Here is a 17,798-nt window from a genome sequence, read left to right on the forward strand (position 1 = left end):
CCAGGCACGTCCTTTTTTATAAAGCTAATTAGAAATATACTTTATTTTACATCAACTGACTTGATTCAGCACGTTTACATTCCCCGGAGTCAGGTTCCGACCGAATTAACTTAAACGTGCCGATCCCTTTTGCCAGCATGTTCCCTTCCTGATCATACATTTCACCTTCTGCGATTACGGTCCGATACCCTTGCTGCAAAATCCTGCCTCGCGCCGTCACATCACCTGTTGAACTCGGTGCTAAGTAATTGATGTTAAGATTAATCGTCGAGCAGCGTGTTTTCGTTGTCGAGCGGATCGTCATGCCTAATATTAAGTCAAGCATTGTCGCATGCACCCCGCCGTGCAGCGTACCATTCGCATTCATTAATTCTTCCGTGATCGGGAGCTTAAGCAGGACGTTGCCTGGTTCAAACTCAATAATCTCAAAGCCTATGTGTGAGAAAAACGGACTGGTTTCAAAGCTTTCACGGACTTCATTAATAGTTCGCGTCAATACAACCTCCTCCTATTTCCCTTGAAAATCAGCTTTCCGCTTCTCAAGAAAAGCACGCGTGCCTTCATTTTTATCGTCAGAATTAAATAGAATCGCCTGCGACAGTTTTTCAAGCATTAAACCTGTCTTCATATCGGTTTCCGTACCCATGTGCACAGAAAGTTTCGCTAATTTTACCGCTAAAGGGCCTTTAGCTAGAATCTTCGCAGCAATCTCCTCCACTTTAGCAGCAAGTTCGTCAGGTTCGACGGCCTCTGCCACTAAGCCAAACTGAACGGCTTCCTGCGCATCAATAATTTTCCCTGTCAAAATCATTTCAAGGGCTTTTCCTTTTCCTACGAGTCTGGCAAGCCGCTGCGTACCGCCTGCTCCCGGAATAATCGATAGATTTAACTCTGGGAGACCTAATTTAGCCTTGGTAGAGGCGACCCGAATATCGCAAGCCATGGCTAATTCACATCCGCCGCCAAGCGCATAGCCGTTGATCATTGCAATCGTTGGCTTCTCATAGCTTTCGATCACATCATATACGTGTTGCATTCCTTTAGCCGATAGAGCGTCAGCCGCCGTTTTTTCTGTCAACTGGCTGATATCTGCTCCTGCAGCGAAGGATTTGTCTCCTTTTCCGGTAAAAACAACTGCTCCGACTTCCTCGTCTTCGGCAAGCGTCTCCAATGCTTGCATCATTTCATCTAACGTTTCTTTATTCAAAGCGTTACGCACGTCTGGGCGATTAATCGTAATGTAGGCAAGCTGATTCTCTGTTGTTAATTCAATCTGTTGAAATGTCATGTTTTCATTCCTTTCTTCGAAGTTTAGAGGTATAATCCGGCGTTCAGTGTTCGTATTCCGGCGGTTACATCCATTATTCCGGCGTTACGCCTCAACCGATATAGGATTAAACCAGCTCGACCATCATCGCCATGCCTTGACCTCCGCCTGCACATAAAGTGGCGACCCCAAGTGGTTCCTTTCGCCTCTTCATTTGATGTAAAAGGGTCGTGAGAATTCTGGCCCCGCTTGCGCCGACGGGATGACCGAGCGCGATGGCTCCTCCATTGACGTTAACCTTAGCTGGATCTAAGGCGAGTTCGCGAATGACGGCAAGCGCTTGAGAAGCAAAAGCTTCATTCAACTCAACGAGCCCAATATCCTCAACTTGCTTTGCTGTCTTTTCCAGCAGCTTTTTTACTGCGGGAACAGGGCCGACTCCCATAATTTCCGGAGAAACACCGGACGTCGCCCAGTCAACAATCCGTGCCATCGGACTCAGTCCTAATTCTTTAGCTCTCGTCTCTCTCATAATGACTAACGCTGTCGCGCCATCATTTCTGCCGCAGGCGTTCCCGGCTGTTACCGTTCCGTCCTCTTTAAAGGCTGGTCGCAATCCTGATAACTTTTCCAAAGTAGTTTGGGGACGAGGATGCTCATCTGTATCGACTAAAAATGTTTTCTTATTTTCCTTTACCTCAACAGGAGCAATTTCGTCTTGAAACCTTCCTGCCTCAATCGCCTGTGAAGCCCGCTGCTGGCTTTCGATGGCAAACGCATCCTGATCTTCCCTGGAAACCGAGTACTTTTCCGCGACATTTTCAGCAGTGATGCCCATCCCCAGGGTCTCTCCATAGATCTCCTGTGGCTGCTGGCCCGCTTCTAGATTAGAATCCACTAACTTCGTTTGATCCCCGCCGAATCGCGAGTTTCTTAGATAAATAGGGGAACGGCTCATACTTTCCACGCCGCCGGCCACTACAATATCCGCCTGATCAAATGTGATTTGCTGAACAGCTGAAGCGACGGCTTGCATCCCTGAAGCACACAATCGATTAATCGTATAAGCGGTCGCAGATTCCGGTATTCCCGACCGTAACGCAGCGACTCTTGCCACGTTTGAGGACTCAGTCGTCTGCCGTACTTCCCCCATAATCGCTTCATCAACTTGTTCAGGTGTGATGCCTGCGCGCTTTATCGATTCCTCTATGGCAAAAGCCGCTAAATGGCCGGATGATAAGGATTTTAAGGAACCTCCGTAGCGGCCAATCGGCGTTCGTACAGCACTCACAATGACAATATCATCTTTCATGTATTTCCCTCCTTATAGACTAGCTATATTCTTTCTTCAACTGACCGGAAATTATATTCTTTTGAATTTCCGATGTGCCTTCATAAATCCTAGTAATCCTTGCATCTCGGAAAAAGCGTTCAATTGGAAAATCTGAGATGTAGCCGATTCCTCCATGGACCTGCACGGCTTTATCAGCCACACGATTATAGACTTCCGAGCCATATAACTTCAGCATCGCCGCTTCTTTAATGACTTTCTGACCTTCATCAACCATCCAGGCGATTCGGTACGTAAATGACCGGAGTGCTTCAATCTCCACAGCCATTTCGGAGACCATGTGAGCGACAGCTTGATGTTCGATAATTGGCACGCCAAACTGTTCACGTTCCTGAACATACTCCATCGATAAATCAAGCAGCTTTTGACACGATCCTAAGTTCCTAGCAGCTAATCCAGCCCGGCCATTGGCTAAAATTTTCAGCGCGTTCACGTAACCTTGGCCTTCTTCGCCTAGAACGTTTTCAACGGGAACCTCACAATCTTCCATAATGATTTCAGCTGAATGGGAGCCGTGCAGCCCCATCTTCGGTTCAATCGCTCCGACTTGAAAGCCTGGAAAATCTTTTTCCACGATAAAAGACGTAATACCCTTCGCACCTTTACTGGCATCTGTCACCGCCATAACCGTAAAAACATCAGCTTCTGTGGCATTGGTAATATAATGTTTCGTCCCGTTTAAAATATAGCGATCGCCCTGTTTAACTGCTGTCGTTTTTAAGTTTGTCGCATTCGAGCCGGCACTTGGTTCAGTAAGGGCAAAGGCACCAATCGATTCTCCGCTAGCCAACTTCGGTAAGTATTTTTGCTTTTGTTCTTCGTTGCCAAGTTCAACTATGCCCACAGTTCCGATGCCAGTATGGGCACCGATTAGTGTAGTGTAGCCATTATGAGTAGCACCGATTTCTTCATAAAGCGCACACTTTCCAACCATCCCTATCCCTAACCCGCCGTACTCTTCAGGGATACTAAGGCCAAACAAGCCCATTTCTTTGGACATCTCGATTATTCGATCAGGAATGTGGTTTTCTTTTTCAATGTCCATGGCCACAGCTTCTACTTCTGTTTGGACAAAATCACGAACATTTTTCTTTAGAAATTCAATCTCTTCTCCTAAGTTAAAATCCATTGTTCTCCCCCCGACTTCATGTATAGGTATAAAAACCTTTCCCTGTTTTCTTGCCTAAGCGCCCGGCCTTAACGTCCTCTATGCTTAAGGAATAGTGCACAGATTCTTGTCGCTGCGCGGCTTGTTCCTCCGTTAGCTTTCCTTTTTGGACGCTTTTAGCGAATTGCTGTGCGATGTACTGCTTACAATTCTTTATCCCTTGTTCTGAAATATCCTGCACAACGACAGAAAGATTGGCGAAGGCACAGGCAAAGGCGATACCTCTGCCCATTGTGCCCGCCCCAATTACACTTACATTTTGAATCACTGCTTACACACCGACTTTCAGTGCTTTTAATTCTTGTGTGAGCAATGGAATGACATCGAACAAATCACCGACGATTCCGTAATCGGCTACGTTAAAGATATTAGCTTCGGGATCTTTGTTAATCGCTACAATCGTTTTCGAATTCGACATCCCGGCTAAGTGCTGTATGGCACCGGAGATCCCGCAGGCAATATACAGATCCGGGGTAACTACCTTTCCTGTTTGACCAATTTGCAAAGCATAGTCACAATAGCCGGCATCGCATGCCCCGCGGGAGGCACCGACAGCGCCGCCTAATACGTCGGCGAGCTCGTGAAGCGGTTCAAAGCCTTCCTCACTTTTCACACCTCGGCCGCCTGCGATAATTACTTTTGCCTCTGATAAATCTACACCGTCTGTTGTGTTGCGAATCAGTTCCTTAATCTTTGTTCGCAGATCTTTAATCTCAACATCAAGCGATGTAACTTCACCTGTTCGTGTTTCATCCTTTTCCAGCGGGGCAATGTTATTCGGCCGAATCGTGGCAAAGATCACCCCATCTGTAATTACTTTCTTTTCAAATGCTTTCCCAGAATAGATCGGCCTAGTGAACTGAACGTCATCACCTTGTTTTTCTATGGAAGTCACATCAGAGATGAGCCCCGTCTCAAGCTTACTGGCAAGTCTTGGCGCAAGTTCTTTTCCTAAGGCTGTATGGGCAAAAACAAGGCCTTCTGGCTGCTCTGCTTCGATGACATCGGTTATGGCCTGGGTATAACCGTCCGAAGTATAGTGGCTAAGGTTCTCATGTTCGACGGTTACTACGCGATCTGCTCCATAGTGGATCATCTCCTGTGCAAGACTCCGCACCGCTTTCCCCGCCAGTATCGCTACAATTTCACCATTTTCTGCAATCGTTTTGGCTGCTGCAATCGTTTCGAATGAGGCATTCCGCAGGCTTCCTTCATTGATTTCACCTAGTACCAACACTTTTTTACTCATTTGTGTACACCCCTTTTGTTAAATGACTTTTGCTTCTTTTTGTAACAAGGAAACCAATTCTTGAACTTGTGCGCCGATTTCTCCTTCCAGCACTCTCCCCGCTTCTTTCTCGGGAGGAAGGAAAACTTCAACCGTCTTTGTTTTGGCTTCTATCTCTTCTCCGTCAAGATCTAAATCATCGAGCTCAAGCTCTTCAAGCGGCTTCTTTTTGGCCTTCATAATACCTGGAAGTGAAGGATAACGGGGTTCGTTGAGACCTTGCTGGGCTGTCACAAGCAATGGGAGGGTCGCTTCAATTTTTTCAATGTCACCCTCTACATCCCTTTCAATTAGCACCTGTGATCCATCTACTTCTAAATTGGTAATCGTCGTGATCGCCGGTATGTCCAGGAATTCTGCCAGTCTTGGCCCGACTTGACCGGAACCTTCATCAATCGCAACGTTTCCAGCTAAAATAAGATCCGCTTCTTTATCTTTGAAAAACTCCGCCAGAGCCTTTGCTGTCGTATAGGCGTCACCGTCTTCTAGGTCTTCCTCTGTGTTAATTAAAACGGCTTTATCTGCTCCCATAGCTAAGGCCGTGCGCAGCTCCTTCTCGGCTTCTTCATCTCCAATCGTGACGACTGTAACTTCACCGCCATGCTGCTCTTTTAGTTGAACAGCTTCCTCAACGGCATATTCATCATAAGGATTAATGATGAACTCTGCACTCTCCTCGGCAACTCTGCCATCGTCAATGACGATCTTTTCCTCGGTATCAAACGTCCGCTTCATCACCACAAATAAATTCATGGTCGTTCCCCCTCTCAAAATTTAGCTATATTGATAGAATCCTTTTCCTGTTTTTCGGCCCAGCTCACCTTTTTCCACTTTCTCCTGAATGAGCTTGGCAGGCTGATCTGCTTCGTCACCAGACTCCTGATAACGCTGCATCCTTACGAAATAGTTCACATCAATTCCTGTTAAATCCATCAGAGCAAACGGACCGATTGGATGGTTCAGTGCCTTCGTACAGACTGTATCGATCTCTTCATGCGTGGCATAGCCGTTTTCTAACAAGAACACCGCTTCATCCATTAATTTCCCGAGGATCCGATTGGCGATAAATCCAGAAATCTCTTTTTTCAGCAGCACAGGAACTTTCCCTATTTGTTCAACAAACGCATAAGCTGTTTGAGCCGTTTCCTCAGATGTATGCGGCCCCTGAACTACTTCGACCAGCTCCATTACTAGCGGTGGATTGAAAAAGTGCACATTGCAAACTTTATCCGGGTTTCTAGTGGCATCAGCTATTTTCGAACTGACAATGGTGGAGCTGTTCGTTGCTAGAATCGTATGGTCTGAGGTAATGTCATCAAGCGTTGCAAACAACTCTCTCTTCACATCAAGTTTCTCAACCACCGCTTCGATGACAATGTCCGCATCCTTTACAGCTGCTAAGTTGACGTCAAACGTTAGATGGTCAAAAGCTTCTTCAACTTGCTGTTCTGTCAGCTTGCCTTTCTGAATACGACGGTTCATATGTCCCTGCAACGAATCTTTCGCTTGGGTCAGACTCTCTTCGGCAATATCATTTAAGATGACGCGATGGCCATGGAGCGCGCAGACCATAGCAATTTGCGAGCCCATTGCCCCGGCACCAATTACAGCAACCTCTTTGATATTATGCATTTCCATGGTTGGATTCCTCCTCTGCCTGTTTCCGCTTTTCTTCTTGAATGAGTGTGCGTTTTAACAGCTTTCCGACTGTATTTCTCGGCAATTCCTCCATGACTTCAAAATGCTTCGGAACTTTGTAGCGGGTTAGATTGCGGTAACAATGCCCTTTTATCTCCTCGAGATCAAGGGTGTGGCCATCTTTGGCAACGAGGTAGGCCTTAACCACTTCACCTTTTTCCTGGTCCGGAATTCCAACGACCGCCGATTCCTTCACATCCGGGTGTTCATATAAAACGCTTTCAATTTCTTGCGGATAAATATTAAAGCCGCCGTTAATAATCATTTCTTTTTTCCGGCCGACAATATAGAAATAGCCATCCTCATCCATCATGGCGAGGTCCCCAGTATACAGCCAGCCATCCTGCAGCGCATGGCGTGTTTCAGCTTGATTATTCCAGTACCCTTTCATGATTTGCGGACCTTTCACGAGCAGCTCGCCGACTGAATTCGTGCCGAGTACTTGCTGGTCCTCATCGACAATGCAGCAATCCGTTTCAGGTACAGGGATACCAATGCTGCCTACTTTGATATCACCACTGAGCGGCGTGCGATGAGTGGTTGGCGATGTTTCCGACATGCCAAACCCTTCTAGAATCTTAACTCCGGAGATCGATTCAAATTTTTTGAGCACTTCCACCGGCAAAGGAGCTGATCCTGAAGAACACACTTTAAAACAATCGAGTCCATAGGTATCGGCCTCAGGATAATTTACAAACGATATATACATTTTCGGAACGCCTGGAAAAAATGTCGGCTGGTATTTCTTAATCAATCCCATAACCTGACCGACATCAAATTTAGGGATCAATAAAATGTTCGCGCCCATATAGATTCCAAGATTCATAGCACTTGTCATCGCGTAGACATGATACAGCGGGGTAGCTGCCAGAACAACTTCCTTCCCCAGCTCTGCTCGCTGTTTGTACATGAGATAACTCTGATACACGTTTGTCGTTAAGTTATACTGTGTCAGCATCGCGCCTTTCACTTTCCCAGTTGTTCCACCGGTATACTGAATCACTGCAACATCCTCTTTGAGATCGACTGAAGCAGGAGAAGCAAGCTTCGTGCCGGATTGAATGATATCCTCGAGCTTTAAGAAGCCTTCTGGCAGCTCTGAGTCCATTCCCGACACCATCATTGCCTTAAATGACATAATCTTGTCCATTTCCTTAATTTTGTCCACGGATCGAGCCCCCGCTACAATATAGGAAACATCCGCATCGGTTAAAATTTGAAGCAACTCCCTTTGCGTATAGGAAGGATTCAGTTGAACGACGATTAGCCCTAGTGCGTGAGCTGCATAGTAGGAAACGATGTAATCGGGATGGTTTCCCACCATTAATCCAATCCGTTCACCTTTTTCAAAATTCATCTTCCCCCAGCTGCCAGCCAGCTTATCCGTTCGCTGCTTCAATTCACGGTAAGTAATGGTCTGTTCATTCCAGGTAACGGCCGTCTGATCGGCATACTTCTCAGCTGACTCCGTTAGAATCGCATAAAGAGAAGCTTGTGGAAACTGCGATTGATCCGGCTGTCCTGCATGGTACTTTTTCCAGGGACGGCTTGTAATTCCTTGCATGTAGGTTTCCTCCTAACGTTAGATGATGATCAGTTACAGGCTTTCTGCCGACTGAGACTCTGTCGCGGTATCCTGATGCTGCCGTACAGTTGGTTTCACTAAGGTAATAAATAGCACGGCAAAAAGGAAAACAAGGCCCGCCATAAATAGTACTGAAAGGTTATAGCCAAAGATTTTGTCCGAGCCTGACAGCTTAATAATAAGCCCGGTAACCATCGGAGCCAGAATACCGGCAATATTGCCTGACGAAGTTAAAATACTCGTCATTAAACCGCCTCTCTCAGGCAGTTCATTAATCATAATCGTTGGTCCAATCGGTAAGATCGCGTACGTTAAGCCTTTAGCCAAACACATGGCGACGACGGCCCACACGGGGTTCGGAAAAATAATAATCGATGACAGAAACAAAGCACCAATGATCATGGCTGCCCCCACGATATAAACACGTGACACTCGCCAGTTTTGATTCTTTTTAAATAAACGATCTGATAGGGTGGAAACGCTCATGTAAATTAACACAGAGGCGATCCCAATTACCATTACGCCAATCCCCATTTGCCCTTGAGACATCCCTACAACTTCAATGAGATATACCGGAAGCCAGACGGCAATCCATACGACCAGTATATATGTGGAGAAATAAGCTAACGTCGTAAACAGGGCTGCCGGTGAAACGAGTAATTTGCCAAAATCTTTGAATCTGATTTTTTCAAGCTTTCGTTTCTTTTTCTCCTTCGCTTTTTCATAGGCTTTCACAGGATTTTCCTTTGTCAAAAACTGAAAAGCAATGGCCCAGACAACACTTACTGCTCCTAAACAGGCGAAGGCCACTTTCCATCCGAGCATCGTGATCATCGCCACGAGCAAAGGAGCAATAATCATGGCTCCCACTGTCCCACCCGAAACGATTACAGAGTTCGCGAAACCACGAAGTTTGGGTGGAAACCACCTATCTGCATGACTATAGGCGATCGGGCTGTACGGACCTTCGAAAGCTCCAAGAAGAATCCGATAGATAACGAGCAGCGGCAGGGCGGTAACCGCTAAAACCCCAAACTGTAATACAGCCCAGGTCAGCATAATGATTCCCAGTACTTTCTTGGCGCCAAATTTGTCAGCGTAAGCAGCACCAATAATTCCGGTTACTGGATACAGCCAGTAATAAGCACTACCGACAAGACCCCATTCTGCATAGGACAGATCCAAATCTTCCATAATCGGCACAGCTGCAAGACCAATGATCGATTTATCCGCAAAGTTTATGATTGCCCCAAAAAATAAAAGAACGAGAACAACCCAACGCATGTGAATCCCTCTTTTCTACATGGATTTTAGCTGGTGATTAATTTTCATCAAGAATTCGTCTGGCAATGATTAATCGCTGAATCTCGTTCGTTCCCTCATAAATTTTAGTAATTCGTGCATCACGGTAAAAACGCTCGACAGGATATTCGCCTATGTATCCAATCCCGCCATGAATCTGGACGGCTTTATCCGCCACTTTGTTGAATACTTCTGAAGCAAACAGTTTTGCCATGGAGGCTTCTTTAATCACTTTTTTTCCGTCATCGACTTTCTCAGCTGCCATCATTGTCAAAGTCCGGGCCGCTTCTGTCTCCGTTGCCATGTCGGCCAGCATCCATTGAATCGCCTGATTATCAGCAATCGGTTTACCAAACTGCACACGTTCTTTCGCATAGCTTGCCGAAAGTTCAATCAGTTTGTCACACGAGCCCACTGCCCTGGCGGCTAATCCAATCCGTCCTTCTCCGAGAATACGCAGTGCATTCATATAGCCCATGCCTACTTCGCCGATCACGTTTTCCTCCGGTACGATACAATTATCAAAAATCACCTGGGCCGTATAAGACCCTCGCAGCCCCATTTTCTTATCCTTTTTGCCAACAATCAGGCCTGGAAAGTCTTTTTCGATTAAAAAGGCTGTAATTCCGCCTTTCGCACCCTTTTCCTTATCCGTTAAGGCAAACACCGTAAATACATCAGCGACAGGTGCATTCGTAATAAAGTGCTTCGTCCCATTCAACACCCATTGATCTCCTTTTTTCTCCGCCTGGGTAGATAAGTTAGTCGCATCTGAGCCTGCCCCCGGTTCCGACAGTGCAAAGGCCGCGATTTTCTTACCTGCCGCCATGTCCGGGAGATATTTCTGTTTTAATGGTTCAGAAGCTAGCTTGACTAAGCCAGTACTTCCAATACCGGTGTGGGCACTGATGAGTGAAACAAATCCATTATGGGTCCGGCCCAGCTGCTCCAACACAACCGCTTTACCGACAGCATTCAGGCCAATGCCCCCATATTCTTCAGGGATACTCATGCCGAAAAGGCCTAGCTCCTTCGCCTGATCCACCAAATGCTGGGGAATCGCATCTTCATCCTCGATTCTTTGAGCATATGGTTCGACTTCATTTTCAACAAAATTTTTAACCATCGTTTTCATGGCTTGCAATTCATCCGTGACAGCTACTGTCATGTCATAACACCCTTCCTTTTTTATGTTCATAAATTAAGGATGCAATAATCATGCCAACAATCTAATTCTGGCATAAAAAAAGGCTGCACACCGCAGCCTTTCCCTGTACACCAGGTTCTTCGCATATTATTCTCGTCAAAAAAAGTTCGTTTTGCGAAAGAGTTAAGGTGTGAAACATTCAATATCAAATCACTCACCCTCGTTTACAGGCTGGATTTTAATTCAAAATTGAATCATTGATTCAGGATTGAATTAAAATCCAGCCGTTTAGCCTGATTCTATTTGTTGGTTCATAAAAGATAACGTACTGTAAATGGATTGAAGGGTGGGAACTTCCAAGCCGAGCTCCTCAGCTTTTCTTACAATAAAACCGCACATGGATTCCACTTCCATCCGCTTGCCTTGCAGCCGATCCTGCAGCATCGAAGTCTGATGATTGCGTGCGTATACCGCATTAGAAAAAATCTTCGAAGTCGTTGGTTCTGGTTCAACTGCAATCCCTGCTGCAACCGCTACATTTATAACTTCCGAACTAATGGCGGCGGCCGTTTTCCTTAATGACGGGTCGTCTAGAATCTGGCCTACCTTCGCTCCAGAAGCTGCCGCTAGTGGATTAAAGGTTACATTCCACAACAATTTATCCCATTTCCTTTTTAGTATTTGACCAGAATGCACTGCATCGACTCCGGCAGCCTGGAAAGTTTCAATCACCTCCTCGCAAGCACTTGATGCAGTGGAATCCAGCTCCCCTATCAGCAATTTAACCCTGCCCCGCTGGCGGACTTTTCCCGGTGCCTCGAGGAAGGCTTGCACATATGTGGCGGCTGATAATAACCTGTCTCTGCCAAAAGTAGCCTCAAGGATTTCTTCATTGTCCACACCGTTTTGCATGGTCAAAATTAGTGCATCGTCCTGTAATATAGGCAGAAGCTGTTCCGCCATTCGGGCTGTATCATTTGATTTTACACTAAATAAAATGAGATCTGATGCAGCCAGATCTTCGATATCATCGGTAAATGTCTTCGTGCTATAAACGTCAGCTGAGTCCCCGTCGATTACCAATCCATGTTTTTGCATCGCTGCCAAGTGCGCTCCCCGTGCTAAAAAGGTGACGGGGTAACCTGCCTGCTCAAGCATGCTGCCGAAATAAGATCCTACTGCGCCCGCGCCTGCAACACCTATCCTCATGACGATTCCACTCCTTTTTTACAGTGAAGGTTATACTTCTTCAGCTTTCTCACAATGGTAGGCTGACTCGTTTCCAAAGCTTTCGCCAAATCGTACGTGTTATCATACTTCTCCACCGCTAGTTTCAACACTTGTGCCTCAGCGGTTTCTACTGCGTCTTTCAGCGGCACAATGGCTGCTTGACTAATGACAGTCTGACCGGATTCCTTGTAATCAGCCGGCAAATGATCCACCTTAATTTCATCCTCTGGAGTCGTGACCACTAACCTTTCGATCAGGTTGGAAAGCTCCCGCAAGTTACCGGGCCATTCATAATTATAAAAGAAATCCTTCAACTCAGAATGTATGCTCTTGTTCATCTGATATTTCTCATTCGCCTGATTCAGGAAAAATTGCTGCAACGGAATAATATCATCACGGCGTTCCTTCAACGGCGGAATCGCCATCGGTAACACATTTAGACGATAGTATAAATCCTCACGAAATTCCCCGTTCGCCACCATTTCTTTCACTTTTCGGTTTGTAGCAGCAATGATCCTGACGTCTATCTTTCTCGGTTTCGTGCCGCCGATTCGTTGAATTTCATTTTCCTGCAGAACACGGAGCAATTTTACCTGCAGCATGAGCGGCAGTTCCGCAATTTCATCTAAGAAAAGGACCCCTTGATCGGCCAACTCAAACATGCCTGGTTTCCCTTTTCGATTTGCCCCGGTAAAGGCACCGCTTTCATAGCCAAATAGTTCAGATTCCAATAAATCCGGTGGAATCGCCCCACAGTTAATCTTAATAAAATCTCCTTGCTTCGAGCGCAGGCTGTGACTATAGATGTGTTGAGCCAGAATGTCTTTGCCGACACCGGTTTCTCCAAGGATGAAAACTGTGGCATCAATATTCGCAATTCGGTCTGCCGTATCATAAATCCGCTTCATCGCCTCACTTCGAATAACGATGCCATCGAGGCGCTCCGATTTATTTTTCAGCATGTCCAATTCCTTCTTGTACTTGTCATTTAGCTCATTCATTTTGTGTAACTTCGTCTGCAGTTCATTCAAATCAGATAAATCACGAATGTTCGTGACAACCTTCTCCACTTCCCCTTCTTCATTAAAAACGGGAGCGCCGGTAATTAGGGTTTCTTTTCCGGCATAATTGTCCTGCACGACAGAAACGGTACGCCGCTGCTGCACAACTTTTTCCGTAACGGAACTTTTCAAGATACCTCTTTTCTTTAACGCATCGACATGTTTCCCGACATAATATTCTTTCGGAATCCCGGTAATTCGTTCGATCGCTGAATTCGTTTTCCACGTCACTCCGGTGTGATCCGTAATATAAATGCCGTCATAGGAGTTTTCAATAATCGCATCGAGCTCGCGTGTTAATTTTTTCAGCTGCTTATTCTCATTCTTCAGAGCAGACAACTCTGAAGTTTCCGTGCCAATCAACAGCATATCTTCTGTATCAGGCCATGAGCCTTGCATAAACACAAATCGTTTACCATTCGTTCCCATTGCCGTTTTCATTTCCGAATCGGGGTCCGTTTCCCATTTTGAAAAAACGTTATCTATATCTGTTCCTTTAGCCAGTAAACCTTCCCCCTCAACTCGATGGTTGTAGGATTTCACGCTTCCATCTTTATTCACGATGATGGCCGGAAACGGAATCTGCTCGACGATATCTGTAAGAATCATAGTTTCACCGCCTTCAGGTATAAGAAAAACGAAGACTTTCGCCAGAGGCTTGGCGAAAGCTTCGTTTTGCTATGAGAAATAAACTTCTTCCTATAAAATTTAATTTCGCCTCTCTTCTGTAAACTCCTGCTTTTTCAGAAGAAATCGCATACTTACACCTCTTCCTTAGACTGTTCAAACGGCCATACCGGTAAGTTGTTGGATAACGGTTTATCCGAACGGTATCCGAGCATATACTCCGCTTGCATGATCGTATGAATTTCCCGCGTGCCTTCATAAATGACCGGAGCTTTAGAATTGCGCAGGAACCTCTCCACCGGATACTCATTGGAGTAGCCATAAGCTCCATGAATTTGCACAGCATCGTTCGCTGCTTCATTGGCAAAATCACAAGCCTGCCATTTCGCTAGCGACGTTTCCCGCGTATTTCGTTTGCCTTGATTCTTTAAGGAACCGGCGCGGAACACAAGCAGGCGTGACATCTGATATCCTGCTTCCATCTTAGCAAGCATCTGCTGAACGAGCTGATGTTTGCCGATTTCCTTGCCAAATGTTTTACGCTCGTGACAATACTTCACACTTTCTTCCATACAAGCGAGGATTTGCCCACAGGCTCCAGCCGCTACTGTAAACCTTCCATTATCTAGAGCGGACATGGAGATTTTGAATCCTTCTCCTTCTTCTCCCAGCAGGTTTTCTTTTGGCACCTTCACATTGTCAAAAAAGATTTCACCGGTATTCCCCGCTCTAATCCCGAGCTTGCCTTTAAACCCTCGTGAGGAGAAGCCCGGCATTGTCCTTTCCACAATAAAAGCCGAAATGCCTTTATGCTTTTTATCTTTATCCGTATAGGCAAAAACGAGAAAATGGTCCGCGTGATCACACAGCGAGATCCACGTTTTCTGCCCGTTCAAAATATAGTGATCTCCTTCTTTGACAGCCGTTGTCTTTAGAGAGGCCACATCAGATCCAGCATTTGGCTCAGTTAATCCAAAGGCGCCGACTTTCTCGCCTCTTGCCTGCGGAGTGAGATATTTTTTCTTTTGTTCTTCATTGCCCCATTGCAATAATGTCATACTATTTAACCCAGTGTGGACAGAGACAGCGGTTCTAAAGGCGGTATCTCCACGTTCCAGTTCTTCGCACACAATCGCCAGTGTATTATAGTCCATGCCGCTTCCCCCGTATTCTTCAGGGATACAAACCCCCATCAAATCAAGATCAGCCAGCCGCTTCATGATGGAAGATTCAAAGTGGCCCTGGTCATCCCAGTCCTGGATGTACGGATTAATTTCCTTGTCAACAAATTGACGCACCATTTTTCTAACCATTTCCTGCTCTTCTGTTAATTCAAAATCCATCATCATTCATCCCTCCTGAATTTTTTCATGCCATAAAAAAACAGCCATATCAAATAAACTTTGATACAACTGGCTCAGATCCATGTTAAACTCCTCACGCTAATAAGGCCTTCACGGATTCGCAGTTATTGATTGATTCGAGTTCCCCGTGGTTCACTGATCATGAAAGAGGCGATCTTTCTAGAAGTGAACTTTCTACCTTAATTATATAGTTATTCTAATTTTCTGTCTACATTGAATATTACAAATGAAACTTCAACTCAAAACATATATAATATAGTATAGGAGTATGAGAGCTTTTAGAACTCGAGAAAAACCAAGAACTTTTTTCGAATCCTGGATATCGCTTAACCTATAACAGGAAAGGAAAATCGACAAATGTGAAAGCGTATTCAAAGGGGTGAAAAAATGAAGCTGGAGCTTTTACAAAAACAAAAAATGATCATGACACCTCATTTAAATCAAGCCATTACGATGCTTCAATATAACACTGTGGAAATGGAACAGTTCATTCAGGAAGAATCGCTGGAAAATCCGATGATCGAACTGGAAGAGCCTAAACAGGAAGTTTCTTTTTCAGAAGATATTCCCATGTCGGCTTACCGAGCAAGGCCGGCTTCTCATATGGAGACAGATCAAATGGACACATTAAGCAGGGAAGAAAAAAGCTTAGCAGACTATTTAATTGAACAAACATGCCTACTACATCTGCAGGAAAAGGAACGTGTGATTTTAAATTATCTGATTCTCAGCCTCGATGATAACGGGTATTTAACAATCAGTGCAGCTGACACGGCCCGTTCACTGCAAGTATCAAAACTGGACGTAGAGAATGGGATCAGCTTGCTGCAGCAGCTTGAACCAGCTGGAGTCGGCGCGAGGAATCTGCAGGAATGCCTTCTCTTACAATTACGAGTCCATCATACGGATAAACCGGCAGCTGAACGAGTCATCGCAGAATATCTCGACTGGCTAGCTCAACATAAATGGAAGGAGATCGCCAGCCGGCTCGCGATCCCCTTGGAACAAGTTAAATCCATTGCCAAGCTTATTCAAAGTCTTGATCCAAAGCCTGGCGCAGCTTTGTCGCCTCCATCAACTAAATATCTTGTACCCGATATTGTCCTTGAAAATGTGGAGGGCAATTATACGATTTCGCTAAATGATCGATTTATGTCAACCATTCAAATGAATAAACAATACTCCGGGTACTTAGGGCAGAATAACGACGCGTCAGCCTATCTGTCGAAACATTACCAGCGATACGTGTGGCTTTTAAAAAGCATCGAACAGCGCCGCACTACCATTATCAACGTAACGAAAGTGATCATTGCGAAACAAATGGATTTCCTGGAATCCGGAGATATGGGAATGCTTCAGCCTATGACGATGAAAGAGGTGGCAGAAGAAGTCGATGTTCATGAATCAACCGTGAGTCGAGCCACAAAGAATAAAGTGATTCAAACACCCAAAGGAACCTATGAACTTCGCCTGTTTTTCACTTCTAAATTGGGGGCAAACGAAGAAGGCGCTTCATCGGCCAGGGTAAAAACCTTGTTAAAACAATTCATTACTAATGAGAATAAGAAAAGACCGCTTTCGGATCAGAAGATCTCTGACCACTTTAAACAACTAGAAGGGGTAAAGGTATCCAGACGAACCATTGCTAAGTACCGAGAAGAGTTGAGGATTTTGCCGTCATCAAAACGCAAAGAAATTTAGTGGAAATTGTCCTGATCAAAGTAATTTGGCCAGGACTTTTTTCATTTAGGCCATTACGGTTAGAGGACTCGGGGCGTTTCCGTTCTTCTCGCAAACACAAGAGCTCCGGAAAATTGCGAGACTCCTGCGGGATGAACATGACAGGTGAGACACCGGAGGACAGATTCCTAGGAGGCTCAGCGTTAAAAGGATGTTCGGCTAAACCGAATAGCGGAAGCTCGACTAAGAACGGCACGTCCTGTGCCAACGTCTAACTACCCCACATCCTGTGGGGCATTAATGAATCAATCCTAATCGAATGGCCTCAGCGATTCCCTGTCCTCGATGTTTTACTTTCAATTTCTTTAAGGCTGAACCCACGTAATCCCTTACCGTTAAAGGGCTAATTCCGAGCAGCCCGGCTATTTCTTTCATTGAATAACCGTAAGCGATATGCTGCATTACCTCTGTTTCCCGTTTACTGAGGGCGACTGCAGGGGGATGAGGCTCGTATAGAAGCTGCCCCAGACATTTGCCGTATTGCTCAAGGAGTGTCAATATATTCTTTTCCAGAGGATCAGGTCCTGTGTATCTGTCTAGAAAAATCGTACCGACGACGGTAGAAGAATGCATAACGGGAACGATAATTAACGACGACAGGTTGAAACGATTTACATACTTGTCCGGAAAACCCGCATGGCTGACGAGTGCAGCTCTTTTAGTGTGAACGACCGAATGTACAGCTGGAATCTTGCGGACATCTTCCCGAATATCACCTGGGGTATAGGTGCCGGAATCATCCATTCTGATCATGCTTTCACCTATGAAGGTCAGCGGTGAGTAAGCAAACAAAGATACACGTAAAAAAGGAAACAACTCAATAAAACCCCGAACAGCTGTCTGCATCTTTTGATCGTGTGATTCTCGAGGATTGATTTCCTTGATATAGTTGGCAATCATTTCAGCGTTCATCCATTCTCCCCCTACATTTTCAGGAATGTAAACGAGCTGAGGCTTGTATTATGATAAT

The 17,798-nt window shown here is 45.4% G+C and carries 16 protein-coding genes; 1 reads left to right on the plus strand and 15 read right to left on the minus strand.

The features are described from left to right. Positions 1–46 precede the first annotated feature (46 nt). The 14 genes from B5354_RS07965 to B5354_RS08030 form a co-directional block, all read right to left on the minus strand. Positions 47–496 (minus strand): PaaI family thioesterase, encoded by a 450-nt coding sequence (locus B5354_RS07965; protein ID WP_079527601.1) that lies wholly within the window; start codon positions 494–496, stop codon positions 47–49. A 12-nt stretch (positions 497–508) separates the two neighbouring features. Further along, positions 509–1,288 (minus strand): enoyl-CoA hydratase/isomerase family protein, encoded by a 780-nt coding sequence (locus B5354_RS07970; protein WP_079527603.1) that lies wholly within the window; start codon positions 1,286–1,288, stop codon positions 509–511. Between the two features lie 106 nt (positions 1,289–1,394). Further along, entirely contained in the window at positions 1,395–2,579 is a 1,185-nt protein-coding gene (locus B5354_RS07975) for a thiolase family protein (protein ID WP_079527605.1), read from the minus strand. A 19-nt stretch (positions 2,580–2,598) separates the two neighbouring features. Beyond that, positions 2,599–3,747, minus strand: coding sequence for an acyl-CoA dehydrogenase family protein (locus B5354_RS07980; protein WP_079527607.1), 1,149 nt, complete (start codon positions 3,745–3,747; stop codon positions 2,599–2,601). 16 nt (positions 3,748–3,763) lie between these two features. Further along, positions 3,764–4,054, minus strand: a complete 291-nt coding sequence (locus tag B5354_RS07985; RefSeq protein WP_079527609.1) for a 3-hydroxyacyl-CoA dehydrogenase NAD-binding domain-containing protein — start codon at positions 4,052–4,054, stop codon at positions 3,764–3,766. Positions 4,055–4,057: 3 nt separating this feature from the next. Then, positions 4,058–5,035 (minus strand): electron transfer flavoprotein subunit alpha/FixB family protein, encoded by a 978-nt coding sequence (locus B5354_RS07990; RefSeq protein ID WP_079527611.1) that lies wholly within the window; start codon positions 5,033–5,035, stop codon positions 4,058–4,060. Positions 5,036–5,053: 18 nt separating this feature from the next. Next, positions 5,054–5,827 (minus strand): electron transfer flavoprotein subunit beta/FixA family protein, encoded by a 774-nt coding sequence (locus tag B5354_RS07995; RefSeq protein WP_079527613.1) that lies wholly within the window; start codon positions 5,825–5,827, stop codon positions 5,054–5,056. Positions 5,828–5,848: 21 nt separating this feature from the next. After that, complete coding sequence (locus B5354_RS08000; RefSeq protein WP_079527615.1) at positions 5,849–6,712, minus strand: 3-hydroxyacyl-CoA dehydrogenase family protein; 864 nt, start codon at positions 6,710–6,712, stop codon at positions 5,849–5,851. Further along, positions 6,699–8,336: a long-chain-fatty-acid--CoA ligase gene (locus B5354_RS08005; protein ID WP_079527617.1), complete on the minus strand. Its 1,638-nt coding sequence runs from the start codon at positions 8,334–8,336 to the stop codon at positions 6,699–6,701. Before B5354_RS08005 ends, B5354_RS08000 begins: the two co-directional genes overlap by 14 nt. 33 nt (positions 8,337–8,369) lie before the next feature. After that, the gene (locus B5354_RS08010; protein WP_079527619.1) at positions 8,370–9,641 is read right to left on the minus strand and encodes an MFS transporter; all 1,272 of its coding nucleotides are present in this window, start codon (positions 9,639–9,641) and stop codon (positions 8,370–8,372) included. Positions 9,642–9,678: 37 nt separating this feature from the next. After that, entirely contained in the window at positions 9,679–10,827 is a 1,149-nt protein-coding gene (locus B5354_RS08015) for an acyl-CoA dehydrogenase family protein (protein WP_079527621.1), read from the minus strand. Positions 10,828–11,094: 267 nt separating this feature from the next. Continuing rightward, entirely contained in the window at positions 11,095–12,015 is a 921-nt protein-coding gene (locus tag B5354_RS08020; protein WP_079527623.1) for a ketopantoate reductase family protein, read from the minus strand. After that, positions 12,012–13,706, minus strand: a complete 1,695-nt coding sequence (locus B5354_RS08025) for a sigma-54 interaction domain-containing protein (RefSeq protein WP_079527625.1) — start codon at positions 13,704–13,706, stop codon at positions 12,012–12,014. Before B5354_RS08025 ends, B5354_RS08020 begins: the two co-directional genes overlap by 4 nt. A 152-nt stretch (positions 13,707–13,858) precedes the next feature. Continuing rightward, positions 13,859–15,067 (minus strand): acyl-CoA dehydrogenase family protein, encoded by a 1,209-nt coding sequence (locus B5354_RS08030; RefSeq protein ID WP_079529120.1) that lies wholly within the window; start codon positions 15,065–15,067, stop codon positions 13,859–13,861. A 408-nt stretch (positions 15,068–15,475) separates the two neighbouring features. On the opposite strand from B5354_RS08030, the gene rpoN reads away from it, so the two are divergent. Next, the gene (rpoN, locus tag B5354_RS08035; protein WP_079527627.1) at positions 15,476–16,789 is read left to right on the plus strand and encodes an RNA polymerase factor sigma-54; all 1,314 of its coding nucleotides are present in this window, start codon (positions 15,476–15,478) and stop codon (positions 16,787–16,789) included. Between the two features lie 276 nt (positions 16,790–17,065). On the opposite strand, the gene B5354_RS08040 is transcribed toward rpoN, so the two are convergent. Continuing rightward, complete coding sequence (locus B5354_RS08040; RefSeq protein WP_079527629.1) at positions 17,066–17,740, minus strand: LuxR C-terminal-related transcriptional regulator; 675 nt, start codon at positions 17,738–17,740, stop codon at positions 17,066–17,068. Positions 17,741–17,798 lie beyond the last annotated feature (58 nt).

The organism is Halobacillus hunanensis (genome assembly GCF_900166655.1).
In the GTDB taxonomy this organism is placed as follows: Bacteria; Bacillota; Bacilli; order Bacillales; family Halobacillaceae; genus Halobacillus_A; species Halobacillus_A hunanensis.